The organism is Roseovarius sp. B08 (assembly GCF_051417955.1).
Lineage (GTDB): Bacteria > Pseudomonadota > Alphaproteobacteria > Rhodobacterales > Rhodobacteraceae > Roseovarius.
On the sequence record NZ_JBPRLW010000001.1, the window covers coordinates 3,963,396 to 3,987,954 of the forward strand.

The 24,559-nt window shown below is 65.5% G+C and carries 22 protein-coding genes and 3 pseudogenes; 16 read left to right on the plus strand and 9 right to left on the minus strand.

Annotation, left to right across the window (positions count from 1 at the left end; genetic code table 11):
* The first annotated feature begins 8 nt into the window (after nucleotides 1-8).
* From ACSQ76_RS20170 to lpdA, 4 genes are all read left to right on the plus strand, one after another.
* Nucleotides 9-554 carry a hypothetical protein gene (locus tag ACSQ76_RS20170; protein WP_437157961.1) on the plus strand — a complete coding sequence of 182 codons (546 nt, stop codon included), beginning with the start codon at nucleotides 9-11 and terminating at the stop codon, nucleotides 552-554.
* A gap of 94 nt (nucleotides 555-648) precedes the next feature.
* The gene (locus ACSQ76_RS20175) at nucleotides 649-1,044 is read left to right on the plus strand and encodes an MAPEG family protein (RefSeq protein ID WP_437157962.1); all 396 of its coding nucleotides are present in this window, start codon (nucleotides 649-651) and stop codon (nucleotides 1,042-1,044) included.
* Nucleotides 975-1,424 carry a hypothetical protein gene (locus ACSQ76_RS20180; protein ID WP_437157963.1) on the plus strand — a complete coding sequence of 150 codons (450 nt, stop codon included), beginning with the start codon at nucleotides 975-977 and terminating at the stop codon, nucleotides 1,422-1,424. Before ACSQ76_RS20175 ends, ACSQ76_RS20180 begins: the two co-directional genes overlap by 70 nt.
* A 63-nt stretch (nucleotides 1,425-1,487) precedes the next feature.
* Nucleotides 1,488-2,876 carry a dihydrolipoyl dehydrogenase gene (gene lpdA, locus ACSQ76_RS20185; RefSeq protein ID WP_437157964.1) on the plus strand — a complete coding sequence of 463 codons (1,389 nt, stop codon included), beginning with the start codon at nucleotides 1,488-1,490 and terminating at the stop codon, nucleotides 2,874-2,876.
* Nucleotides 2,877-3,952: 1,076 nt separating this feature from the next.
* On the opposite strand, the gene ACSQ76_RS20190 is transcribed toward lpdA, so the two are convergent.
* The 4 genes and pseudogenes from ACSQ76_RS20190 to ACSQ76_RS20205 all read right to left on the minus strand — a co-directional run bounded on the left by ACSQ76_RS20190 (nucleotide 3,953) and on the right by ACSQ76_RS20205 (nucleotide 6,856).
* Nucleotides 3,953-4,555, minus strand: coding sequence for a pyridoxamine 5'-phosphate oxidase family protein (locus ACSQ76_RS20190; RefSeq protein WP_437157965.1), 603 nt, complete (start codon nucleotides 4,553-4,555; stop codon nucleotides 3,953-3,955).
* Nucleotides 4,542-5,281: pseudogene (locus ACSQ76_RS20195) on the minus strand (lysophospholipid acyltransferase family protein). The gene ACSQ76_RS20190 and the pseudogene ACSQ76_RS20195 overlap by 14 nt, the downstream one beginning before the upstream one ends.
* Nucleotides 5,278-6,147 carry a cell division protein FtsX gene (locus ACSQ76_RS20200; protein WP_306127685.1) on the minus strand — a complete coding sequence of 290 codons (870 nt, stop codon included), beginning with the start codon at nucleotides 6,145-6,147 and terminating at the stop codon, nucleotides 5,278-5,280. Before ACSQ76_RS20200 ends, ACSQ76_RS20195 begins: the two are co-directional and overlap by 4 nt.
* 32 nt (nucleotides 6,148-6,179) lie before the next feature.
* Nucleotides 6,180-6,856, minus strand: a pseudogene (locus ACSQ76_RS20205) (cell division ATP-binding protein FtsE).
* 163 nt (nucleotides 6,857-7,019) lie between these two features.
* On the opposite strand from ACSQ76_RS20205, the gene ACSQ76_RS20210 reads away from it, so the two are divergent.
* Nucleotides 7,020-7,955: a zinc-ribbon domain-containing protein gene (locus tag ACSQ76_RS20210; protein ID WP_437157966.1), complete on the plus strand. Its 936-nt coding sequence runs from the start codon at nucleotides 7,020-7,022 to the stop codon at nucleotides 7,953-7,955.
* 30 nt (nucleotides 7,956-7,985) lie between these two features.
* Here the strand turns inward: ACSQ76_RS20210 and ACSQ76_RS20215 are convergent, their stop codons facing one another.
* From ACSQ76_RS20215 to argH, 5 genes are read right to left on the minus strand one after another with little or no spacing between them, the layout of a single operon-like run.
* On the minus strand, nucleotides 7,986-10,631 hold the full coding sequence (locus tag ACSQ76_RS20215) for a TIGR02302 family protein (RefSeq protein WP_437157967.1): 2,646 nt from the start codon (nucleotides 10,629-10,631) through the stop codon (nucleotides 7,986-7,988).
* 37 nt (nucleotides 10,632-10,668) lie between these two features.
* Nucleotides 10,669-11,934, minus strand: a complete 1,266-nt coding sequence (gene lysA, locus ACSQ76_RS20220) for a diaminopimelate decarboxylase (RefSeq protein ID WP_437157968.1) — start codon at nucleotides 11,932-11,934, stop codon at nucleotides 10,669-10,671.
* A gap of 43 nt (nucleotides 11,935-11,977) precedes the next feature.
* Nucleotides 11,978-12,283 carry a DUF2834 domain-containing protein gene (locus ACSQ76_RS20225; RefSeq protein WP_437157969.1) on the minus strand — a complete coding sequence of 102 codons (306 nt, stop codon included), beginning with the start codon at nucleotides 12,281-12,283 and terminating at the stop codon, nucleotides 11,978-11,980.
* On the minus strand, nucleotides 12,280-12,513 hold the full coding sequence (locus tag ACSQ76_RS20230; protein ID WP_306127513.1) for a hypothetical protein: 234 nt from the start codon (nucleotides 12,511-12,513) through the stop codon (nucleotides 12,280-12,282). The genes ACSQ76_RS20225 and ACSQ76_RS20230 overlap by 4 nt, the downstream gene beginning before the upstream one ends.
* Nucleotides 12,510-13,901: an argininosuccinate lyase gene (argH, locus tag ACSQ76_RS20235; RefSeq protein WP_437157970.1), complete on the minus strand. Its 1,392-nt coding sequence runs from the start codon at nucleotides 13,899-13,901 to the stop codon at nucleotides 12,510-12,512. The genes ACSQ76_RS20230 and argH overlap by 4 nt, the downstream gene beginning before the upstream one ends.
* A gap of 22 nt (nucleotides 13,902-13,923) precedes the next feature.
* Here argH and ACSQ76_RS20240 point away from each other — a divergent pair, with 22 nt between their 5' ends.
* From ACSQ76_RS20240 to ACSQ76_RS20290, 11 genes and pseudogenes are all read left to right on the plus strand, one after another.
* Nucleotides 13,924-14,484 carry a TlpA family protein disulfide reductase gene (locus tag ACSQ76_RS20240; RefSeq protein ID WP_437157971.1) on the plus strand — a complete coding sequence of 187 codons (561 nt, stop codon included), beginning with the start codon at nucleotides 13,924-13,926 and terminating at the stop codon, nucleotides 14,482-14,484.
* A gap of 45 nt (nucleotides 14,485-14,529) precedes the next feature.
* Nucleotides 14,530-15,399 carry a tRNA 2-thiocytidine(32) synthetase TtcA gene (gene ttcA / locus ACSQ76_RS20245; protein WP_437157972.1) on the plus strand — a complete coding sequence of 290 codons (870 nt, stop codon included), beginning with the start codon at nucleotides 14,530-14,532 and terminating at the stop codon, nucleotides 15,397-15,399.
* Between the two features lie 60 nt (nucleotides 15,400-15,459).
* The gene (locus ACSQ76_RS20250) at nucleotides 15,460-16,962 is read left to right on the plus strand and encodes a putative bifunctional diguanylate cyclase/phosphodiesterase (RefSeq protein ID WP_437157973.1); all 1,503 of its coding nucleotides are present in this window, start codon (nucleotides 15,460-15,462) and stop codon (nucleotides 16,960-16,962) included.
* 178 nt (nucleotides 16,963-17,140) lie between these two features.
* Complete coding sequence (gene yidC / locus ACSQ76_RS20255; RefSeq protein ID WP_437157974.1) at nucleotides 17,141-18,982, plus strand: membrane protein insertase YidC; 1,842 nt, start codon at nucleotides 17,141-17,143, stop codon at nucleotides 18,980-18,982.
* Nucleotides 18,979-19,725, plus strand: coding sequence for an MOSC domain-containing protein (locus tag ACSQ76_RS20260; protein ID WP_437157975.1), 747 nt, complete (start codon nucleotides 18,979-18,981; stop codon nucleotides 19,723-19,725). The genes yidC and ACSQ76_RS20260 overlap by 4 nt, the downstream gene beginning before the upstream one ends.
* Nucleotides 19,725-20,375: a ribosome biogenesis GTP-binding protein YihA/YsxC gene (gene yihA, locus ACSQ76_RS20265; RefSeq protein WP_437157976.1), complete on the plus strand. Its 651-nt coding sequence runs from the start codon at nucleotides 19,725-19,727 to the stop codon at nucleotides 20,373-20,375. Before ACSQ76_RS20260 ends, yihA begins: the two co-directional genes overlap by 1 nt.
* Nucleotides 20,376-20,569: 194 nt before the next feature.
* Nucleotides 20,570-21,432: pseudogene (gene argB / locus ACSQ76_RS20270) on the plus strand (acetylglutamate kinase).
* Nucleotides 21,433-21,507: 75 nt separating this feature from the next.
* On the plus strand, nucleotides 21,508-22,302 hold the full coding sequence (locus tag ACSQ76_RS20275; protein ID WP_437157977.1) for a sterol desaturase family protein: 795 nt from the start codon (nucleotides 21,508-21,510) through the stop codon (nucleotides 22,300-22,302).
* Nucleotides 22,299-22,937, plus strand: coding sequence for a ferredoxin (locus ACSQ76_RS20280; protein ID WP_306127503.1), 639 nt, complete (start codon nucleotides 22,299-22,301; stop codon nucleotides 22,935-22,937). The genes ACSQ76_RS20275 and ACSQ76_RS20280 overlap by 4 nt, the downstream gene beginning before the upstream one ends.
* Nucleotides 22,934-23,428, plus strand: a complete 495-nt coding sequence (locus tag ACSQ76_RS20285) for a SixA phosphatase family protein (protein WP_437157978.1) — start codon at nucleotides 22,934-22,936, stop codon at nucleotides 23,426-23,428. The genes ACSQ76_RS20280 and ACSQ76_RS20285 overlap by 4 nt, the downstream gene beginning before the upstream one ends.
* A complete protein-coding gene (locus ACSQ76_RS20290; RefSeq protein WP_437157979.1) occupies nucleotides 23,425-24,552 on the plus strand; it encodes an acetoin utilization protein AcuC in 1,128 nt (375 codons plus the stop codon). The genes ACSQ76_RS20285 and ACSQ76_RS20290 overlap by 4 nt, the downstream gene beginning before the upstream one ends.
* The last annotated feature ends 7 nt before the right edge of the window (nucleotides 24,553-24,559 follow it).

A 24,559-nucleotide genomic window follows, 5' to 3' on the forward strand; every position in this document is an offset into this window, starting at 1 on the left:
ACCCACCGATGACCCCCGCCGCCGGATATGCCCGCGCCGTCACCGCGCGCCGCGCCTTCCGCCTGCCCGGCTATCCTACGCTGGCCGAGGAAGGCTTCGACGGCCATTATGTCTCGCCCATCCAGATGACCTCCGGCAGCCTCACCGGCCCCATGCTGGTGTCCAAGGACTGGCTCGACGCGCCCTCCGTCCGCCGCCACCGCGCGGAACTCACGCGGCAAGGCTATCTCTCCACCAACCCCTTCAACCGGGTCATCGACAAGGTGCTGGCGCTGCTGAATCTCGCCCGCGCCGACATCTATATCACGCCGGTCTTTCACCTTCTGACACCGCAGCGGTCCTCCACCATCCCGCCGGCCCACGCCCGCGCCAGCTGGGAGGCCATCGGCCAGCACGAACGCCTCGGCCGCCGCCCCGTCGCGCTCGGCCACGATGCCGCCCGCGTGCTGAAACACTTCGACGTCCCGCACATCCGTGCGCCCCACCCCTCGGCCCGCACCGGCACGTTTGATGCCAAGGCCGGGGCGATAGCAGAGGCGATCCAAGCGACATGACGTCAGGCCCATCTCACACCGCCCCGGATTTGATCCGGGAGCCCGCCCCCGCAACAAGGAGGTCCCGGGTCAAGCCCGGGACGTGTTACCGCACATGACACCGGAACTCACCGTCCTCACCCTCGCCGCCCTGCTCCAAGTGGTGCAATTCGCCCTCTACGCCGTGCCCGCCAATCTCGAACTCGGGCCGGGCTACACCACCTCGGCGCGCGACCGCGAACCGTCGCGCCGGATGTCGGACGGCACCGCCCGCCTGGGCCGGGCGATGGACAACCATTTCGAGGGGCTGATCCTCTTCACCATCGCCTGCGTCGTGATCAGCGTTTCGGGTCAATCCACCGGGGTCACGACCGCCTGCGCCTGGGCTTACCTGATCGCGCGCATCGCCTATATCCCGGCCTACTACCTGGGCCTGCGCCCGTGGCGCTCGCTGATCTGGATGGTGGGCTTCGCCGCAACCGCGCTGATGTACGTCGCGGCATTGGTATGATCCGCGCGTCCGCCCTCGCCCTCGTCCTCGCGGCCCCACAGGCCTCGGCAGAGTTCGTGATCGCCGAGAGCACGCATTTCGTCATGCACCGTGATTACGACCATGTCACCAACACCTTCACCGACACCCCGGCCGACGGCGAAGGCAACGGCTGCTTCCGGATCACCCGGGTGGACCTTGCCGACGAGATCATCGACTTCACCCTCGTCAGCGGCACCATCACCCCCTGGTGGGCGGACGGTAGAACCTTTCATCCCGGCTTCAGCAACGCCTTCGTTCCCGCCACCGCCTTCATGGAAAACAATCCTGACGCGGAGTGGACGGACCTCCTGCACGAAATCCTGAAAACCGTGCCGGACTGCGCCCCGCCCGCATCGTGACACTGCACCACAAAAAGCATAGGTTCGGGACCAACACGCCCGACACGCGAAGGAGAATATCAAATGGCTTCCTATGACGTCATCGTAATCGGCTCCGGCCCCGGCGGCTATGTCGCGGCCATCCGCTGCGCCCAGCTTGGCCTGAAAACCGCCTGTGTCGAGGGCCGCGAAACCCTGGGCGGCACCTGCCTGAACGTGGGCTGCATCCCCTCCAAGGCGCTCCTGCACGCCAGCCACATGCTGCACGAAGCCGAACACAACTTCGCCGCCATGGGCCTCAAGGGCAAAAGCCCGTCTGTCGACTGGAAACAGATGCTCTCCTACAAGGACGAGACCATCGGCCAGAACACCAAGGGCATCGAGTTCCTGTTCAAGAAGAACAAGATCGACTGGCTCAAGGGCTGGGGCTCCATCCCCGAGGCGGGCCGCGTCAAGGTCGGCGACGATACGCACGAGGCCAAGAACACCATCATCGCGACCGGCTCCGAGGTCAGCACGCTTCCGGGCGTCGAGATCGACGAGAAAACCGTGGTCTCCTCGACCGGCGCGCTGGAACTGTCCAAGGTGCCGAAAAAGCTGGTCGTCATTGGCGCCGGCGTCATCGGGCTGGAGCTTGGCTCGGTCTATTCCCGCTTGGGCTCCGACGTGACGGTCGTGGAATATCTCGACCATGTCACCCCCGGCATGGATGGCGAGGTGCAGAAGAACTTCCACAAGCTGCTGAAAAAGCAGGGCCTGAACTTCATCATGGGCGCCGCCGTACAAGGCGTCGAGGCGATGAAGACCAAGGCCAAGGTCACCTACAAGCTGCGCAAGGACGACAGCGAGGAAACGCTCGATGCCGACGTCGTGCTGGTCGCCACGGGGCGCAAGCCCTTCACCGACGGGCTGGGGCTGGACACCCTTGGCGTCGAGATGACCGAGCGCGGCCAGATCAAGACCGACGACCACTGGCAGACCAACGTCAAGGGCGTCTACGCCATCGGCGACTGCATCTCCGGCCCGATGCTGGCCCACAAGGCCGAGGACGAGGGCATGGCCGCCGCTTGCGTCATCGCGGGCCAGCACGGTCACGTGAATTACGGCGTCATCCCCAGCGTGATCTACACCCACCCCGAGGTCGCCGCCGTCGGCAAGACCGAGGAACAGCTGAAGGAGGAGGGCCGCGCCTACAAGGCCGGCAAGTTCTCCTTCATGGGCAATGGCCGGGCCAAGGCGAACTTCGCCGCCGACGGCTTCGTCAAGATCCTCGCCGACAAGGAAACCGACCGCATCCTCGGCGCGCATATCATCGGGCCGATGGCCGGCGATCTCATCCACGAGATCTGCGTCGCCATGGAATTCGGCGCCGCCGCCGAGGACGTGGCCCTGACCTGTCACGCCCACCCGACCTATTCCGAAGCGGTGCGCGAAGCGGCCCTGGCCTGCGGCGACGGCCCGATCCACTCGTAAGCGTCCCAGCAGGCGGGGTTCGCCCCGCCCGTCCAATCACAAGCCCGGTCCGGCATCTCGTAGGGTGGGTGAAAACCCACGCGCCGGACGGTTTACGCGTCAGAGGGAACTACGACTGGCGTACGGACGAAGCGGACGTCATTTTCCCACGGTGAGGAGACGCGCATCGACGGGCCGTGGTGCGGCGAACCGACGATTGTGATGGGCAATTTATGCCGGCCAAGCACATCCAACCTGAGAGCGTGGCACGTCACCAGCCAAATCGCCGGGCCGTCGCACCAAGGGTGCGCCAACTATAGTCGGCACGCCTCTGGCGTGACGGGGCGGCCCGTCGCGCCGAAGGCGCGCATATAAAGTGACGCGCCTCTGGCGCGATGCGCGGCGGTGCAGCAAGCAGCACCTGGAGTCCGCGCGGGGTGCTTCGCCTTGGACGTTCGCTTTGCGTACAAAGCCGCCATTCACGACTGAGGCCATCGTCAGCCCCTGGGGTGGCGATCCGACGGAAATTCTGAAGCACTTTATGCCTGCCAAACACATCCTCAGAATGATTGTTGCGCCCAGCCTCGCCAAATCGTCAGCCCAAGGGAGGGGCTGACGATGGCCAGGCCGCTTCGCGGCTGTTAACCGGCTGGGTGCTCGAAACCAGCGTCTCACAAGGGCTGGAACCCGTCGTTCGTTGCGGAGGGCAAGAATGTCGGTTTTGCGGACATAAAAGACATTTGATCTACAGACCCGGCGCGGAAACAGGCCGCAGGCCCCGCGCCATCGACGGGCCGCCCCCACGGCCCGGCGATTGGGTGAAGTTCGGTGCATCGCTCAATCCTGTTTTGGATTTGGCTGGATAAAGTGCTGCCGAACTACCGTCGGATCGCCGCGCCGCGGCCCGTCGATGGCGCTCGGGGATATAAATCACATTTGTCCGCAAAGGGCTCTAAGCAGACCTACGCCGTAGCGAGCGCGATTTCTCATCGGCGGACAGCAGCGAATGTTAACCCGTCCCGCCCGGCGTCACTTCCACCGACGCGATGCTACTGAAATACCGACGCGCCAAATCGCGTTAACCACCCCTGCACCAGCTACCACATGGTCTTCGCCGCCCGGGCACTCCATCCGGCGTCATACTCCGCGCCGCCCTCGTCCCCGTCCGAGGCCTCGGCCAGCAACTCGCCCACCGTCGGCAAGCCGTCACTGTCGTCCCGGCTCCACAGACCTGCCCGGATCGTGGCCCGTGCGCATTGGCTGTATATCTCGGAAATAGCGATCACGATCACCGTCGCGGGGTGCTTGCCCTTCCGTTCGAAACGGGCGCGCAACCCCTCGTCTGCGGTCAGCTTCGCGGTGCCATTCACCCGCACCACCGTGTTCGATCCCGGCACCATGAACATCAACGACACGCGCCCGTCCGACACGATATTCCTCAGCGAATCCAGTCGGTTGTTCCCGCGCCAGTCGGGCATCGCCAGGGTCGTCTCGTCCAGTTCCAGCACCACCGGGCCATCATCGCCGCGCGGGCTGCCATCGGTGCCGCCCGGCCCCACAGTGCTCAGCACGCAATAGCGCGAGGTCATGATCCATTTCCGGTAAAGCGGCGTCAGCCGATGCACCACCTTGCGCGTACTGGCCGCCCCCGGCGTGCCGTAAAGCGACTCCAACCCCTTGATATCGTCAATGAATTTCATCCGGCTCGAACCCCGCTTCGCCCATCAGACGGTTGGAATTGCTCTCGATCGTCTCTTCCAGCCGCGTCATGAATTCCTCCCTCGGCAGCCCCGCCCTGATGGCCGGCAGAAACTCCACCACCCCGGTTCCGGGATGCCGCATCACCCCTTGCGGGGCCAGACCAGCCCGACATTCGTCGCCACGGGAATACAGTCCTGCGCGATCTCTTCGTAAAGGATGGCCGAGCCGACCTTGTAGGGCGCCTTCACCCCCGGCGCGATCCGCGTGCCCTGCGGGTAGATAATCAGCTGACCGGGCCGCAGACGCCCCCGCCCCACATCCGCGATCATCTTCTTGATGGCCTGACTGCGCTTGCCCCGGTCGACCGGAACACAGCCCAGTTTCAGCGCGTACTGCCCGATGATCGGCGCGTACATCAACTCGCGTTTCATGATGAACTTGCCCGCCGGAACGCTGCCAAAAATAAGGATGATATCCAGAAAAGACTGGTGCTTGGCAACGATAAGGCATTCGTGCGTGGGGGGCGTGCCGCGCACCTCGGTCTTCAGCCCCACCATCCAGCGGGCGGTCCAGCGCACCCAGGCACACCACGTCTTGCAGGCCGCGTTCGCCCCCTTCGAGGACACCAGCGCCCAGGGCAGGAACACGATGCCGATAGGCAGCATCATGAAATAGATCTGCCCCACGAAGACAGCCGATCGGACCCATTGAAACGCGTATCTCATGGCGTGTCCTTCAACGTCTTGCGCGCGGCGGCGCGGGTGGCGGCAAAGGCGACGGCCGCGGCCAGCGGCGGGATGACCAGGAGCCACAGCCACTGCGCGCCGCGAAAGCCCAGGCCGGTCAGAAAGCCACCATCCTCCTGCGCCGCGGGCAACAGGAACACCGCCACACCGGCGGCCACGGTGCCCACCGCGCCCCCGGTCAGAGCCCGCAGGGTGAAGCGCCGCACGAAAGCCCGGGCGATATAACTGTCCCGCGCGCCCACAAGGCGCAGCACGCCGATCACCTGCGTGTTCGCTGCCAGCGCCGCATTGGCCGCCAGCGTGATCATCGCGGCCGTCGCCGCCGCGATCAGAAGGATCGAGATATACCCCAGCATACGCAGGCGCGTCGCGGCGCTCACCAGCGGTCTGCGCCACCGCGTGTGGTCATCCAGCACCGCGCCCGGCACCTCGGCCGACAGCCGCAGCCGCAGCCCGCCCGCGTCGAATCCCTCGCCTTCCTCGATGACCTCGATCAATTGCGGGATCGGCAGGGTATCCACCGGCAGGTCGGGGCCGAACCACGGCTCCAGCAAGGCGCGCTGCTCGTCGGCGTCCAGCGCCCGGGCCGAGGCAACGCCCTTGGTTGTCTCCAGTATCTTGAGCGTCGCCGCCGTCTGCGCCGCCATCTGTCCCTCGGGCGCCGATATCCGGATGGTGGAGGACCGGGCCAGTTCCGATCCCCAGCGGTCGGCCAGCCGCCCTGTCGCCATCGAAAGGGCCAGCGCGAACACTGCCAGGAACGCCATCGCCCCGGCACTGAACACGGTCAGCGAGGCCGTGTACCCCGTGGGCGGCACAACCCGGTCGGCCTGGGCATCGCCCATCACGAACTCGGTCAACTGATTGAAATCCGGCTTCACAGGTCCGCCCCCGCCAGTTGAAGCCGCCGGTTCGAGATCCGCAGCACGCGGGCCTGCACATGGCTCTTCGCGGCGCGGATCAGCGCAAGGTCGTGGGTGGCCACCATGATGGTCTTGCCCATCCGGTTCAGTTCGATCAGCAGCCGCAGCAAGCGCTGCGACATGTCCCAGTCGACGTTGCCCGTGGGCTCGTCGGCCAGCACCGCGTCGGGCGACATGATGATCGCCCGCGCCAGCGCCGCGCGCTGCCGTTCCCCGCCCGACAACTCCGGCGGCAGCGCCTCGGCGCGCGCCTTGAGGCCCACCCAGCCGATCAGTTCCTTCAGGTTCGCGGACTCGCTCAAAGGTCACGCCCCGACACCATCAGCGGCAACGAGATGTTGTCGGCCACGCTCATGTGATCGAGAAACTGGCAATCCTGGTGCACCACGCCGATCCGTCGCCTTGCATAGGCGATGTCGTCCCGCTCCATCCCGCGCACATCCGTGTCGAACAGCCGAACCTCGCCGGCCGTGGGCATCAACGCCCCGTAACACAGCTTCAGAAGCGTGGTCTTGCCCGACCCCGACGGGCCGGTCAGGAAATGGAATGACCCGGCCTGCAGCTTGAGCGAGATATCACTCAGCAGCTCTCCCCCGCCGTAGCTGTAGGCGACGTTTTCCAGCTCGATCACTTCGGCCCCCAATGCATTTTGCCCTTCATGCCGCACAGGACACACTTGTGCAACGACTACGGCACTTCCTTGATTGCCTCTTTTCCGGTCCGGTGTTTGTGCGTAAGGTATTCCAAACAATAGGCTAGGTATGCTGGTCGGACGACAGGCAGCGGGTGGCACAATGCGATTGATATGCCCGAATTGCGGGGCACAATACGAAGTCCCGACGGAGGTTATTCCCACAAGCGGGCGCGACGTGCAGTGCTCCGATTGCGGAACGACCTGGTTTCAGAACCATCCAGACCACCCCGCCGAGGAACCGGAAGCGGCTCAGACCGACACGCCCCTCCAGGATGACGGCGCCGCGGAAGAAACGCCCTCCTGGCCCGAGCCGGACGCCGACTATGGCGCGGAAGAGGATGAAGACGACGCACCCCGCGCCGAAGATCCGTCCCAGGATGATGCGGACATGGCGTTCGAAGACGACGCCCCTGAGGATGAGCACTTCCCGGAAGAACGCATCGCACCCGCGACCGACCCGAAGCGACGCGAAATCGACCCTGCCGTGGCCGACGTCCTGCGAGAAGAGGCCGAGCGGGAAGCCCGCGCGCGCGAACAAGATCATCGCGGCACTGTCGAGACGCAGCAGGAACTAGGGCTTCAGGAAGCCGATAACGACGCCCGGCGACGCTCGGCAGAGGCCCGCGCGCGCATGGCACGCCTGCGCGGCGAACCCGAGGCGCGCAAGACCGATGCCGAAATCGAAGAGATCGACCCCGCATCGCGCAGCAACCTGCTTCCCGATATCGACGAGATCAACTCATCGCTCGATTCCGATGGCAGAAAGGAAGAGCCGCGCCCCATATCGGCCGCCGACGACAACACTGATGCGTCAGTCAAAAGCGGCTTTCGCTCCGGGTTCCGGCTGGCGGTCGTCCTTGCGGTGCTGGCGCTGGTAATCTACGTGTTCGCGCCGCAACTCTCCGATGCCGTCCCGCAGCTGGCGGGGCCACTCACGGGTTATGTCGAGATGGTGAACGGCTGGCGCGCCGGTCTCAACGACCTGATCCAGAGCATGGCAGCCTCGCTATCCGAAGACGCCGCCGCGGACGGCTGATCGCGCAACGCGCCGGCCCGCCGTGCCGGCTCAGAACCTGTCCAGAAGCCGCCGCAGATAGTCGAGTTCGACTTCGGGCCGCGCGGCGTCGCCCGACCGGCGGCGGATTTCGTCCAGCAATTCTCCGGCCCGGCGATACACGTCTTCCCGCGCGGTGAATTCGCCCTGGTCTCCGGCCAGCCCGCGCTGTGACCGGCCCAGCGGATCCTGCTCGCCGAACTGCCCCGGTGTCTGGCTTTGCGCCTGGCCCTGGCCCGGCTGGGACTGGCTGTTCTCGGCCATCGCCTCGCCCAGGCTGCGCATCCCGTCGCGCAGGGCATCCATCGCCTCGGCCTGCCGGTCGATCGCCTCGGGAAGGTCGTCGCCGCGCAGCGCTTCCTCGGCACCTTCCATGGCGCGTCCCGCCCGGTCCAGCGCCTCGCGGGCGTCCTCGCCGGCCTGACCGCCGACATCGGGCAGACCCTGCCGCTGGCGCTCCAACTCGCGCCGCAGCGCTTCCTGCCGTTCCGAAAGGTTGCCGGCCTGGCCGCCCTGCTGGCCTTGGGCGGATTGATTGCCCTGGCCCTGCCCGGGTTGCTGACCCTGTTGCTGGCCCTGGCCCTGCCCTTGCTGCTGACCCGGTTGCTGCCCCTGGTCCTGTTGCGAATGCTGCTGGCCCTGGCCCTGGCCACCGTTGCGGCCCTCGTTGCCCTGCGATTCCCCGGCCTGTGCGCCGGGATTGAACTGTTCCTGCAAATCCCGGAACGCCTCGTCCGACAGGCCCTGCTGGTCACGCAGCGTTTCGGCCAGGCCTTCCATCGCCTGCTGGCCGGGATTGTCGCCGCCCTGCCCTTGCTGACCTTCGGTCACGCGCAGGTTCTCCATCATCTTCTGGAACTCTTCCAGCGCCTGCTGCGCCTCGGCGAAGCGGCCCTGCTCCATCAGCTCCTGGATACGGTCCATCATGTCCTGCAAATCCTGGTCGGTCAGGGTCTGCATGTTCTCTGACTGGTCCTGGTCGGGTTCGTCCGTCTGATCGCCCTCGCGCTGCGCCATCTGCGATTTCTGGCGAAGGTAATCCTGCGTCGCGTCGCGCAATTCCTGCATCAGCCGCGCGATCTCTTCCTCGCTGGCACCGTTGCGCATGGCCTCGCTCAGTCGCTCCTGCGCCGCCCGCATCCGTTCCAGCGCGTCGCCGATATCGCCATCCTCCAGCAGCACGGCCAGATCCCACAACGCCTGCGCCAGTTCGTCCTGCGTCTCGTCGGTCAGGCTGTCATGGTCGATGAAGGTCTCCAGCCGCCGCAAGATCACCCGCAGCTTCAGATAGGCCGTCTCGGATTTGAAAAGCCCCGGTTCGGGATTGTGCGACACCGCGCGCAGCATCTGGCTCACCCGACGCGCGTTGGATTTCGCCCAAAGGAGATCACGCCGCTGTTCGATCACCGACGCGGCCATCGGGTCGAAGAACCGCCGCGCCGGCAGGTCCATCACCATCGGCGCGCTCTGCCCCGCCTGGTCGCGCTCGTCCCGCACGGTCAGCGTCAGGCGCACGGGAAGATGCGCCCACGGATGCTCCGACAGGTTCTCGATCAGGGTCTCGGTGAAATCGTCCCGGCCGCCGGTGATCGGCAGCGGCAGATCCAGCACGATCGGATCGCGCGGATCGGGGTCGGCGCCAAGACCATGGCGCCGGTCGACCTCGTCCAGCGCCAACTCGAAGGTCGCCTTGCCGCCGGTCACACCATGATCGTCGCTGGCCGCGAAAGGCTGGCTCATCTGCCCGTCGAACGTGACCTCCAGCCCGTCCGAAATCGACACCTCGGGCGGTGCGTCGGGCAGCGCCGTGATCCGCCATTCCTCGCCGCCCGGGCCGTCGATGCGCAAGGTCCCGTCCTGCGCGATCTCGAAACTCTGTTCTATGTCCGTGGCCGGCGGAATATCCTCGGTGCGGCCCGAGACCGTCTCGGTCACGCTCAGCGCGCCCACCTCGCCGTAAAAGCGCAAGGTCACAAGACTGCCTTCGGGGGCGCTGAACGCCCCGTCCTGATCATTCAGGTAGAGGCTCGGCAACTCGGTATAGGCCGGCGGCTCGATCCAGCCCTCCCATGTCGGTCCGCTGGCCAGCGCCGCGCCGCTCCCGGGCGCCATCTGCGACACCGTGCCGGCGCGCCAGACAGAGCCGAACAGAACCGCCACGACCAGCGCCAGCAGGGCGACATAGCGCAGCCCGAACGGATCCCGGCGCGACAGCCTCAGGTCCGGTTCGACCGCTTTCGCCCCGGCGGCGCGGGCCTCCATCCGCGCGATATGCGCGCGCCAAAGTGCCTGGGATCCAGCGTCGCCTTCGCCGATGGCCTGCCTGTCCGCAAGCGTGGCCAACGGGTGCCCCGGCAACACGCCATCCATCCGCCGGATGGCCTCTTCCCGCGACGGCCAGTCGAACCGGCGCAAGCCATGCACGGCAAATCCCAGAGCAGCCAGCCCCGAAAAAACCGCGATCACCCAGACAAGCTCCACCGGAGCAAGATCGTGCAGCCCCAGCATCAACGCGGCGCAGACGGCAATGACCACGCTCCACAGCGGCCAGAACGCCCGCACCAGGCGCTCGGCGATCAGCCCGGCCCAGGTCAGCCTCAACGGACGCTTCAGCCGCCCGATAACCTTGTTGAAGGTGGAGTTATCCGATTGTGCCATGCATCCCTGCGCTTGGGTTGCCCACGCGACCGCCGCGTTACAACCATGCGGGGATGGTATCGCGATTTATCATCTCGTCAAAGGTCGGCCGGGGCCTGATGACGGCAAATTGATGCTCATGCACCAGAACTTCCGGAACCAGCGGCCTTGTATTGTACTCGCTGCTCATGACCGCGCCATATGCGCCCGCGCTGCGGAACGCCACAAGGTCGCCTTCGCCCACCGCCGGCATCACCCGCTCCTTCGCGAAGGTATCGCCCGATTCGCAGACCGGGCCGACGATGTCGTACTTGGCAGGCTCCACGCCCGGTGCTGGTTCTCTCACTGGGACGATATCGTGATAGGCGTCGTACATCGCGGGGCGGATCAGGTCGTTCATCGCCCCGTCGAGGATCAGAAAGTCGCGCCCCTCGCCCGACTTCACGTAAATCACCTTGCTGACCAGGATCCCGGCATTGCCCGCCACCAGCCGCCCCGGCTCGATCTCGACCTCGCAGCCCAGATGCCCGACCGTTTCGCGGATCAGCGCCCCGTAATCCGTCGGCAGCGGCGGCGCGGCGTTCGACCGCTCGTAGGGTATGCCAAGCCCGCCGCCCAGATCGAGGCGCGATATCTCGTGCCCATCCGCCCGCAGCACCTCGGTCAGCTCCGCCACTTTCTCGTAGGCCATCCTGAACGGCTCCAGATCGGTCAGCTGGCTGCCGATATGCACGTCGATCCCGATGACTTTCAGGCCCGGCAAGCGCGCCGCCTCGGCATAGACGTCCCGCGCTCGCGCGATCGGAATGCCGAACTTGTTCTCGCTCTTGCCGGTGGCGATCTTGGCGTGGGTTCTCGCGTCCACGTCCGGGTTCACCCGCACCGTGATCGGCACCTCCACGCCCAGCGACACCGCCACCTCCGACAGCGCGGCCATCTCCGGCTCGCTCTCGACGTTGAATTGCCGCACGCCGCCTTCCAGCGCGATGCGCATTTCCTCACGGGTCTTGCCAACGCCGGAAAACACGATCTTCTCGCCCGGCACGCCGGCCGCGCGCGCCCGCAGGTATTCGCCGCCAGAGACAACGTCCATCCCCGCGCCAAGCCCCGCCAGCGTCTTAAGGATCGCCTGGTTGCTCGCCGCCTTCATCGCGTAGCACACCAGGTGCGGCATCCCGTCCAGCGCCTCGTCGAACAGCCGGAAATGCCGCGTCAGCGTGGCGGTCGAATAGCAATAGAACGGCGTGCCCACCTGCGCCGCGATCTCGGCCACCGGCACATCCTCGGCATGAAGCTCGCCGTCACGGTAAAGAAAATGATCCATCGCCCGCTTTTTCTAGCTGAAAATACTCCAGAGTCGGCGGGTCCTACCCGCGCCGCATCCTCAGAAACAGATAAAGCGGCAAACCGCAACTGACACCGATGCAGAAGGTCGCCGGTATCGCAATCAGGCGCAGCCAGTCGCGCGCATTTGCCGTCTCCCAGATCACCCATATCGTCAGTGCCACCGCCGCAATGGTCAGGTCCCACACCAGTCCGCTGGTCGCCGCATTGGCATGCCAGGCATCCACCATCGCCATCAGGTCATAGCCGTTGGCGTTGAACCACGTGATGAACCACGCCATCGGGTGGATCGCGCCCCAGACGGCCAAAGCCAGGAAGAGATACTTCAAAAGACAGTGCCCACGTGGACCGAGACATTGCCGCTGACGATCGAGGTGCCGACACTGGCACTCGACCCGTTGGTGCCCACGGTCAGCGCGCCGTTGATATTGGGACGAACCTGCGTCGGATCGTTGCGCGCGACGGTATTGTCCGGCTCACTGCCCGGCGGGATCGGCTCACCATCCACGCCACAGCCGGCAAGGATCACCAGGCTCAGACAGGCCAAAATGCGTTTCATCCCAGAATCTCCTTCCAGCGACCAACCTGCATGCGCACCTGCTCGGGCGCAGTCCCGCCATAGCTCGTGCGCGAGGCGACCGAGTTGTGCACACCCAGCACATCATAGACCGTTTCGTCGATTTCGCCATGCACGGATTGCATCTCCTCCAGGCTCAACTCCGGCAGGTCGCACCCCTTGGCCTCGGCCTTCGCCACCAGCGCGCCGGTGACGTGATGCGCGTCGCGGAACGGCAGGCCCAGTACCCGCACCAACCAGTCGGCCAGATCCGTCGCGGTCGAAAATCCGGCTCCCGCCGCCGCTTCCAGCGCCTCTTTGTTGGCGGTCATGTCGCGGACCATCCCGTCCATGGCCGCCAGCGCCAGCATCAGGTTGTCGGCAGCGTCAAAAACCTGCTCCTTGTCCTCCTGCATGTCCTTCGAATAGGCCAGCGGCAGCCCCTTCATCACCAACGTCAGCGCCACGTTCGCCCCGAAGATGCGCCCGATCTTGGCCCGGATCAGTTCGGCGGCATCCGGGTTCTTCTTCTGCGGCATGATGCTCGACCCGGTGGAAAACCTGTCGCTCAAGCTCACGAACCGGAACTGCGCCGAGGACCAGATCACCAGTTCCTCGGCCATTCGGCTCAGGTGCATCGCGCAGATGCTGGCCACCGACAGGAACTCCAACGCGAAATCCCGGTCGCTTACGGCATCGAGGCTGTTGGCCGCAGGGCGGTCGAAGCCCAGTTCTTTCGCGGTCATGTCCCGGTCGATCGGAAAAGAGGTCCCGGCCAGGGCTGCCGCGCCCAGCGGGCATTCGTTCATCCGGCGGCGCGCGTCGCGCACGCGCGACAGGTCGCGCCCGAACATCTCGACATAGGCCATCATGTGATGGCCCCACGTCACCGGCTGCGCCACCTGCAGATGCGTGAACCCCGGCATTACCCAATCCGCCCCGGCTTCCGCCTGCGCAAGGCACGCTTTCATCAGCGCCACCAATGCCGTATCACAGGCATCCAGCTGATCGCGCACCCACAGCTTGAGATCCGTCGCCACCTGGTCGTTCCGGCTGCGCCCCGTGTGCAGTCGCCCGGCCGGCTCGCCGATCACCTCTTTCAGCCGCGCCTCGACATTCATGTGAATGTCCTCCAGCGACTTCGAGAACGGAAACTCCCCGCGTTCGATCTCTGACAACACCGTGAGCAGGCCTTCCCGCATCGCGTCGGCATCGCTATCACTGACGATACCCGTCGCGGCCAGCATGGCCGCATGGGCGCGCGACCCGGCGATATCCTGCGCGGCGAGGCGCTTGTCGAAATCTATCGAGGCATTAATTGCCTCCATGATCGCATCGGGCCCGGCGGCGAACCGACCGCCCCACATCTGATTAGAGGTCTTGTCTGTCATGTCCCAACTCTTCGGAGGCGCTATGAATTCGCTGAAGTCCATCGTCCTTTATATGGCCCTCGCAGCCGGTGCAAACGGCGCAGTGGCGCAAACCGCGGATATTGCCGACCTGCGCGACAGCGACATGAAAAAGCTGGTGGTGCATTCCGAGGCAAAGCCAGTGCCTTCCGAGGCGTTCAAATCCGAGGATGGCGGCGACATGACCCTGTCGGACTACGAGGGCAAGATCACCCTGGTCAACTTCTGGGCGACGTGGTGCGCCCCCTGCCGCCATGAGATGCCGATGCTGTCGGACCTGCAAGACCAGCTTGGCGGCGAGGAGTTCGAGGTCGTCACCATTGCCTCGGGCCGCAACGCGCCTGCCGCCATGAAAAAGTTCTTCGACGAGATCGGCGTCGACAACCTGCCGCTTCACGCCGACCCGAAAATGGGCCTCTCGCGCCAGATGGGGGTGCTGGGCCTGCCCGTCACCGTCATCCTCGACCGTGAGGGGAACGAGATCGCCCGCCTTCAGGGGGACGCCGACTGGAGTTCCGACAGCGCCAAGGCCATCCTGCAAACGCTGATCGACGCCGGGGCCTGACGGCTGCGCTTGCCCGGTGGCGTGAATCGCTCTAAACGCGCAAGCATGCTTGACGATGCCGACGATATCCATCCGCTCTTTGCAGGCGCTCCGAAAACCACGGGGTTCCGCAAGCTGCGCAAACGTGTCGTGCGCCAAACGCGCGAGGCGATCGAGCAATACGGCATGGTCGAGAAAGATGCCCGCTGGCTTGTCTGCCTGTCGGGTGGCAAGGACAGCTACACGCTTCTGGCCGTTCTGCACGAACTGAAGTGGCGCGGATTGCTGCCAGTCGACATCCTGGCCTGCAACCTCGACCAGGGCCAGCCCGGCTTTCCGGCGACCGTCCTACCCAAGTTCCTGGAGGACATGGGCGTGCCCCACAGGATCGAGTATCAGGACACCTATTCCGTGGTCGTCGACAAGGTGCCGCAGGGCCGGACCTATTGCGCGCTCTGCTCGCGGCTGCGCCGTGGCCATCTCTACCGCATCGCGCGCGAAGAAGGCTGTTCCGCCGTGGTGCTGGGCCATCATCGCGACGACATTCTCGAGACGTTCTTCATGAACCTCTTTCACGGCGGGCGGCTGGCCACGATGCCGCCCAAGCTGGTGAACGAGGAAGGCGACCTCTTCGTCTACCGTCCGCTGGCCCACGTGGCCGAGGCCGATTGCGACCGGTTTGCCCGCGCGATGAACTACCCCATCATTCCCTGCGATCTCTGCGGCTCGCAGGACGGGCTGCAACGCCAGCAGGTCAAGCAGATCCTCGACGGCTGGGAGGCCAACAGCCCGGGCCGCCGTCAGGTCATGTTCCGGGCCCTGATGAACGCCCGGCCCTCACACCTGCTCGACCCGAAACTCTTTGATTTCGAAGGGCTGAGTCGGGAAAAGATAAAATCAGAACGAAATGACGAGGGTCTGCCGAAGTTGCGTTAAGGGGCTATTGAACAACTCGGGATAGCGTCCACTCGACTGCCCCGGACCCGGACCACGCCCTTGCGCAACTACGTATCCTCATTTCGCTTCTCGCTCGCGACCGTGCTGACCGGCCCACAGGCACTGGCATTTCTGCCGGCGCTGGTGCTGGGCGGCTTCTGGCTTGGCGGCGAACCTGTCTTGCTGACCATCGCACTGGCCGTGCCTATCGGGCTGGCGTGGCTGCGCCATTCCGCGCCGCCGCCCCGCCGGGAACGCGAGGATGAGTTCGAGCGGAAGATGCAGGAAACCCTCGATCTTGCCCGCAACTGCCTGCGCCGCACGGGCTGTGCGATCATCGAGATCGACGACTACGATACACTGCTCGACCGGCACGGTATCGCAGCGGCAGAGCAGGTGGGAAAATGCGTATCCGACCGGCTGAAAACCGTCCTGCGCGAACATGACGTGCTGCTGCCGCTTTCCAAAGGACAGTTCGGGGTTGTCCTTGCCCCCGTTCGCCAACTCGATTCCGAGGCGGGGCTGAAACTGGTCACGCGTTTGCAGGCAGCTGTGGAAGAGCCGATTTCCCTCGATTCCGCCACGATCTATGTCTCCGCCTCGGTCGGCTTCTGCCTCGACAGCTTCGTGCGGGGCGGCACTGGGCGCGAATTGTCCGACGCCGCCGGCATCGCCCTGATCGAGGCGCGCCGCAACGCGCCTTCGGCCATCCGGGCCTACAGCCCCGAGTTGCAGCGCTTTGGCCCCATGCCCGAATGCAACGCGACAGAAATACTGACCGCCCTGGCCAACGGCCAGATCCGCGCCTGGTTCCAACCGCAGATTTCCACCGATACCGGCAACATTTCCGGGTTCGAGGCGCTGGCGCGATGGGAACATCCCGCGCGCGGCCTGATCCCGCCCGGGGAATTCCTGCCGCTGTTGCAGAAACTCGGCAGAACCGATGTGCTTGGCGCCAAAATTCTGCAAGACGCGCTTGCGGCTCTCAAGTCGTGGGACAATGCCGGGTTCCACATACCCCAGGTCGGCGTGAACTTTTCCGCCGACGAGTTGCGTGACCCAAAGCTGGTCGACCGCCTGACCTGGGAGCTTGACCGCTTTGACTTGGCGCCGACGCGCCTGACGGTCGAGATCCTCGAAACCGTCGTCGCCTACTCGCCCGAGGACACGATCGTGCGCAACATCCGCCGCATGGCCGAGCTTGGCTGCCACATCGACCTGGACGATTTCGGAACCGGCCACGCGTCGATCTCCTCGATTCGACGCTTCGCCGTGCACCGGCTCAAGATCGACCGCTCCTTCGTCAAGAAACTCGACCGCGACGTGGAGCAGCAACGCATGGTCAACGCGATTCAGCTGATGGCCGAACATCTTGATCTCGATACCATCGCCGAAGGCGTCGAGAACGCCGGCGAACACGCGATGCTGGCCCAACTGGGGGTCGGCCACGTTCAGGGCTTCGGCATCGCACGTCCCATGCCGGCAACCGACACCATCGGGTGGATTGCCGATCACATCGCGCGGGTCCAGGCCCCGCCACGCATCGGCCACAACGCCGGCTAGGCCGACCGTTCGCCGCCCCTTTGCCGAGGCTCTTTGCCGCAGACCTTTCGGCGGGGTTCTATGCAACGTGCGAAACCGCTTTCCTACAGCCCACGAATCTGCGCTGCCCCCTTGACCTTTGGCGCTGCACTCTGTTGAACCCCCAAGCGATTGAAACTTGCACGGGTGGCCATCCGCGATGGACGAACAGAACCGCAATCTCCTGCTGGCGACGGGCCTCAGCCTGTTGGTGATCCTTATCTGGTTCCTGCTGTTCCCGCCGCCCGAGCCGGAAGAGACGCCGGAGGCGACCACCACCGGCACGACCCAGTCAGAGACCGGCACCACCCCGTCCGAACCGGCGGGCGACACCGCCATCGTGCCCAGCACGGCCGGTGACACCGCGACAGCCCCCCAGGCGCAGCAGGCCGAAGCAGAGGCCGACGACACCCCCCGCGTCGAGATCGACACGCCCACCCTGCAAGGCTCGGTTTCTCTGCGCGGCGGCCGCATCGACGACCTGCAACTCAAGAACTACCGCGAAACGCTCGAACCCGACGCACCGATCGTCACGCTCCTGTCGCCCGTGGGCACCGACCGCGCCTATTACGCGCTCTTCGGCTGGGCCCCGGGCAGCGGCCTGACGCCGGAGCAGGTTCCCGGCGCGAACACCGTCTGGCAGGTGGAGTCCGATGGTCCGTTCACCCCCGATAACCCGCTGGTCCTGTCCTGGGACAACGGCGCGGGCCTGACCTTCCGCCGCGAGATGTCGGTCGACGCCCGCTCGATGTTCACCGTCACCCAATCGGTCGAGAACACCGGCGACAGCGCCGCCTCCGTCGCGCCCTACGGCATCCTCGCGCGCCACGGTCTGCCGCCGGACCTCAAGAACTTCTTCATCCTGCACGAAGGCGGCATCAGCCTGACCGACGGCGAGCTGCGCGAGATCGACTACGACGATTTCGAGTCCGCCGGCGCACATGAAAACATCGCCCTGCAAGAGGCCGGCTGGTCCGGTTTCACCGATCACTACTGGATGACCGCGCTCATCCCCGGCCAGGCCGAGGGCTCGACCTTCTCGACCTTCCAGGACACCAGCCGCAACATCTACCAGACCAACATCAAGCAGCGCACGGAAACCGTCGCGCCCGGCCAGGAAGTCACCATCCAGACCCGCCTCTTCGCCGGTGCCAAGGAATGGGAAACCATCCGCCACTACCAGAACGAGGAAGGCGTGACCAAGTTCATCGACTCGATCGACTGGGGCTGGTTCTTCTTCCTGACGAAGCCGATCTTCTGGCTTCTGCACAACCTCAATCAGCTGATCGGCAACATGGGCTGGGCGATCATCGCGCTGACCCTCATCATCAAGGCGGTTCTGCTGCCGCTGGCCTACAAGTCCTACGTCTCCATGGCCAAGATGAAGGAACTTCAGCCGCAGATGGAGAAGATCAAGGAGAAGTCGGGCGACGACCGCCAGAAGCTCCAGAAAGAGATGATGGAGCTCTACAAGAAGGAAAAGGTCAATCCGGCGTCGGGCTGCCTGCCCATCCTGCTGCAGATCCCGATCTTCTTCTCGCTCTACAAGGTGATCTTCGTCACGCTCGAACTGCGTCACGCGCCCTGGATCGGCTGGATCGACGACCTGTCCGCACCCGATCCGTCGTCACTCTACAACCTGTATGGCCTGCTGCCCTGGGCCGCGCCCGAACCGGGCTCGATCCTGGCGCTGATCTTCATCGGCATCCTGCCGCTTTGCCTCGGCGTGTCCATGTGGCTGCAGCAGAAACTGAACCCGGCCCCCACCGACCCCACGCAACAGATGATCTTCGCCTGGATGCCTTGGGTCTTCATGTTCATGCTGGGCAGCTTCGCGTCGGGTCTTGTGATCTACTGGATCGCCAACAACGTCATCACCTTCTCGCAGCAATATCTGATCATGCGCAGCCAGGGCTACAAGCCGGACGTCTTCGGCAACATCAAGGCCGGTTTCAAGAAGAAGGCCGCGCCCGAGAAGAAATCCGGGGACGGTAAAAAATGACCGCGCAGGTTGCCGCGCTCTGGCGTCACCCGATCAAGGGGCACGGCCGCGAAGCGCTGGACACCGTCACCCTGACCGAAGGCCAGACCATGCCATGGGACCGCCGCTGGGCCGTGGCGCACGAAATGTCCAGGGCCGACGGGACCGAGTGGGTGCCGTGCGCGAACTTCTCGCGCGGGGCGAAGACCGGCACGCTCATGGCCATCTCGGCGAGCGTGGACGAGCAGTCTGGCAGCGTCACGCTTACCCATCCCGACCGGCCCGCCCTGACCTTCGATCCCGAACGGGACCAGGATACCTTTCTCGATTGGGTGCGCCCGCTCATGCCCCCCGACCGCGCCCAATCGGCCCGGCTCGTACATGTGCCCGGGCGCGGCATGACCGACTCCGACTACCCCTCGATCAGCCTGATCAACCTCGCCTCCAACGACGCCATGACCGACGCGATGCAGCAGGACATCTCGCCCCTGCGTTGGCGCGGCAACATCCATCTGGCGGGGCTGGACGCATGGGCCGAGTTCGATTGGGTCGGCCAGACCCTGCGCATCGGCGACGCCGAACTGATCGTGCGGGAACCGATCAAGCGCTGCCTTGCCACCACTGCCAACCCTCAAACGGGCGAACGCGACGCCGACACGCTCGGCACGCTGAACACCCGTTTCGGCCATCAGAATTTCGGCATCTACGCCACCGTCACCCGAACCGGCACGCTCCGCGTCGGCGACAGGGTCGAGCTTCTCTGATGGCGCTCCCCTTTCCCCTAGCCGAGCTGGCCAGCGACACGACCGCCGAATCCGGTCGCAAGCTCTTTGCCGGCGAGGTCACTTTCGTCAAGGGCGTGGTGGCCATGTCCGGCCTGCCCCCCGCCGACCGCCCCGAGGTGTGCTTCGCCGGGCGCTCCAACGTCGGAAAATCCAGCCTGATCAACGCGCTGACGGGTCGCAAGGCGCTGGCCCGCGCCTCCAACACCCCCGGCCGCACACAGGAAATCAACTATTTCGACCTCGGCGGGCAGACCTATCTCGTCGACCTGCCCGGCTATGGCTACGCCAACGCGCCGCTCGCGAAGGTCGAAAAATGGCAGGCCCTGCTGAAACAGTACCTCTCGGGCCGCGCCACCCTGCGCCGCGCCTTCGTGCTGATCGACGCCCGCCACGGCATCAAACCCGTGGACGAAGAGATCATGGCCCTGCTCGACAGCTCCGCCGTGACGTTCCAATGCGTGCTTACCAAGGCCGACAAGGTCAAGGCCGCCGAGCGCGACAGGATGCTGGCGCAGGTCCGCACCCGCCTCGCGACCCATGCCGCCGCCTTCCCCGAGATCGTCCTGACGTCCTCGGAAAAGGGCGACGGCATCGCCACCCTGCGCGCCATCATCGCCACGCTGGAATAGTCCGGGATCGCCCCCGGCTTTTTCTTGCCGCAAATACTCATGCACGAACGCGACCACAGGCGCCCCGCTCCTTCAGCGGGGTAGGCCCGCCACACGGCTTCCCTCCCCCGAGGGGAGGGTGAGGGTGGGGTCACCTAATGTCTTGCGCGTCAGCGCTCGTGCGGTGATAACGCCCCTGAACAAGGACCACGGCCATGAAGACCCGAGACATGACCCGCGACAACATCACCACCGCTCGCACCCTCAGCGAGGCGCTCCCCTATCTTCAGCGCTACGACGACGCCATCGTCGTGATCAAGCTTGGCGGTCACGCCATGGGCAGCGACGAGGCGATGGCCACCTTCGCCCGCGACGTCGTGCTGATGCGGCAGGTCGGCGTGAACCCCGTGATCGTTCATGGCGGCGGCCCGATGATCAACCAGATGCTGGAAAAACTGAACATCAAGTCCGATTTCGTGAACGGCAAGCGGGTCACCGACGAGGCCACGATGGAAGTGGTCGAGATGGTCCTCTCGGGCCGCGTCAACAAGAGCATCGTACAGGCGATCAATGCCCAGGGCGGCAAGGCCGTGGGCCTGTCGGGCAAGGATGCGGGCCTTATTACCTGCGTGCCCACCGACCCCAAGCTCGGCTTCGTCGGCACCCCGACAAGGTCGATCCCTCGATCCTGCACACGCTCTTTCACGACGATGCCATTCCCGTCATCGCCCCGCTCGGCGCGGGCCATAACGGCGAGACGTTCAACATCAACGGCGACACCGCCGCCGGGGCCATTGCCGCGGCACTTCGGGCCGACCGCCTGCTGCTGCTGACGGATGTGGACGGCGTGCGCGACGGCGACGGCAACATCCTCACCGAACTCACCGCCTCGCAGATCAAGTCGCTGACCGACCAGGGGATCATCTCGGGCGGCATGATCCCCAAGACGGAAACCGCGCTCGATGCGCTCTCCTACGGGGTGCGGGGCGTGGTCATCCTCGACGGGCGCCTGGACAACGCCGTGCTGCTGGAACTTTACACCGAACACGGCTCCGGCTCTCTGATCCGGGCGGGTTGAAGGGACGAAACCGCGTCACTCCCTTGTGACCCTTCGTCCCTTTGCCGACACATGCGGATGCAATAAATAGACCGCATGGAAAACGAGTTGCTGATCCGCCTGTCCGTCTTCATCGGGCTTTTCGCGGTCCTGGCCCTGATCGAGGCCAGGGCCCCGCGGCGTGTGCGCACAGAGCCGCGCAACCGGCGCTGGATCACCAACTGGGGCATCGTTCTGCTCGACACGCTGACCCTGCGCGCCCTCGCACTCGCCCTGCCCCTGCTGGCGGTGGGCGCCGCCGTCGATGCCGAGGCCAACGGCTGGGGCCTGATGAACGCCGTCGACATCCCCGGATGGATCGCCGTGGTGCTGACCGTGCTGATCTTCGACCTCGCCATCTGGGCACAGCACCTGGTGACCCACAAGGTGCCGCTGCTGTGGCGCATCCACCGGGTCCACCACGCCGACCGCGACATCGACGTGACCACCGCGATCCGGTTTCACCCGGTGGAAATCGCGCTCTCGATGCTGCTCAAGATCGGGCTTGTCTACCTGCTCGGCCCGCCCGCCCTCGGCATCATCCTTTTCGAGATCATCCTGAACGGCACCGCCATGTTCAACCACGCCAACATCAAGCTGCCGCTGGGCCTGGATGCCGCCTTGCGCAAAGTGCTGGTGACACCCGACATGCACCGGGTCCACCATTCCGACCAGCGCAGCGAACATGACAGCAATTACGGCTTCGCCCTGTCGATCTGGGATCGTATCTTCGGCACCTATCTTGCCCAACCGGCCAAGGGGCATGACGGTATGACGATCGGCCTCGAGTGGCAGGATGACCGCCCCTCGCGGCTCGGCTGGTCGCTGGGCCTGCCGTTTATCCGCAAATGATCACGCTCGACACCATCGAACGGGCCGCCGCCCCGCACCACCTTGCCGTCTTCGGCACGGTGACCGGGGCAGAAACGCCCAAGGGGATCGGCACGCTCGTCCTGCTCGGCCCGCGCGAGCCCGGCTTCTGGCCCGCCTTCACCGCTTCGCCGGAATATGCCGACGCGGCGCCCGACCCGATGGATCGCTGGTCGTCGCGCGTGATCGGCGGCCTTGCGCAAAACCTCGACGCGACCGCGTTCTTTCCGTTCGGCGGCCCGCCCTATCAGCCTTTCATCTCCTGGGCCAAGGCCAGCGGGCGGGCGCATGGCTCGCCTGTCGGACTGCTGGTGCATGACACCGCCGGGCTGATGATTTCCTATCGCGGAGCGCTCGGCTTTGCCGACAGGCTGAACATTCCCGTCCCGCCGCCCAACCCGTGCGACAGCTGTGCCACCCGGCCCTGCCTGACCGCCTGCCCCGTCGATGCCTTCGCCAGCGGCACTTACGACATCGCCGCCTGCAAGGCAGACTTGGACAGACCGGAAAATGATTGTATGTCAAAAGGATGTGCGGTGCGCCGGGCCTGCCCGGTCAGCCAGTCCTACGGGCGGCTGGAAAACCAGTCCGCCTTCCATATGAGGGCCTTCAAATGAGACGTCTCGTCCTGATGCGTCACGCCAAGTCCAGCTGGGGCGACCCCGGCCTTGACGACCACGACCGCCCGCTGAACAAGCGCGGCAAACGCTCGGCCAAAGCCCTGGGCGACTGGTTGCGGGCTCAGACCATCGTGGTGGACGAGGCGCTGGTCTCGTCCTCCGTCCGCACGGTCGAGACCATGCAAAGGCTCAAGATCGACTGCGACCGCCAGGTGCTGGACCCGCTCTACCACGCCGGCTCCGGCGACATGCTCAAGGTGCTCAGGTCCCGCGCCACCGGCCAGACCGTTCTGATGCTGGGCCACAACCCCGGCATCGCCTCGTTCGCCCGCGATCTGATGCTGGCACAGCCCGACCATCCCCGCTTCGAGGATTACCCCACCGGCGCAACCCTCGTTGCGCGGTTCGACATCGACGACTGGCAGGCGCTGCACCCCGGCACGGGCAGGTTCGAGGCGTTCATCGTCCCGCGCGACCTGATCGAGTGACCGGGGCGGGGCCTCATCCCCTTTTCATCGGGTCCGAGATCTACCGCGGCTCCAGTTACGGCGCGCACCATCCGCTGAGCATCCCGCGCGTGCCCACGGTGATGGATCTGTGCCGCGCGATGGGCTGGCTGCCCCGCGACCGGTTCCGTGTCAGCCCGCGCGCCAAACCCACCGCGCTGACGCGCTTTCACACACCCGCCTACATCACCGCCCTGCAAAAGGCCGAAGCGGCCGGCATGGTCGACGAAGCGACTCGTCAGCGCCACAGGATCGGCACGCTCTCCAACCCGATCTTCCCCGAGATCTATCGCCGCCCGGCCACCGCGGCGGGCGGCTCGCTGCTGGCGGCGGATCTGCTGGCGCAGGGCGGCATCGTCTACAACCCGGGCGGCGGCACGCATCATGGCATGGCCGACCACGCGGCAGGCTTTTGCTACCTCAACGACCCGGTGCTGGCCATCAAGGCCTTCCTCGAGCAGGGCCTCACGCGCATCGCCTATGTCGATATCGACGCGCATCACTGCGACGGCGTTGCCGCCGCTTTTCACGGCGATCCGCGTGTGCTGATGATCTCAACCCACGAAGAGGCCCGCTGGCCCTTCACCGGCGCGCTCGACGACCGCGCCGGCAGTCACGCCATCAACCTGCCCCTGCCGCGCGGCACCCATGACGACGATTTCGCGCTACTGTGCGACGAAGTCCTCCTGCCCGCCGTGCAGGATTGGCACCCGCAAGTGATCGTCCTGCAATGCGGGGCCGACGCCGTGCTGGAAGATCCTCTTGCCCGGCTGGCCCTGTCCAACAACGCGCATTGGCAGGTCGTCACGGTGCTGAAGCAGATGGCGTCGCGCCTGCTGGTCCTCGGCGGGGGCGGCTACAACCCGTGGACCGTGGGCCGGCTCTGGTCCGGCGTCTGGGCCACGCTCAATGGTTTCGAGATACCCGACCGCCTGCCCGAGCGCGCCCGGTCTGTCCTCGCGGCGCTCAGTTGGACGCGCCAGCGCGGCGACCGGCCGGATCACCTCGTCGAAACGCTCCGCGACACGCCCCGCCACGGCCCCGTGCAGAACGAAATACGCCGCCGGGTGCAGGTTATGCAGGCCCGGCGGCGCGTTTGGGTGTAAGGCCTCG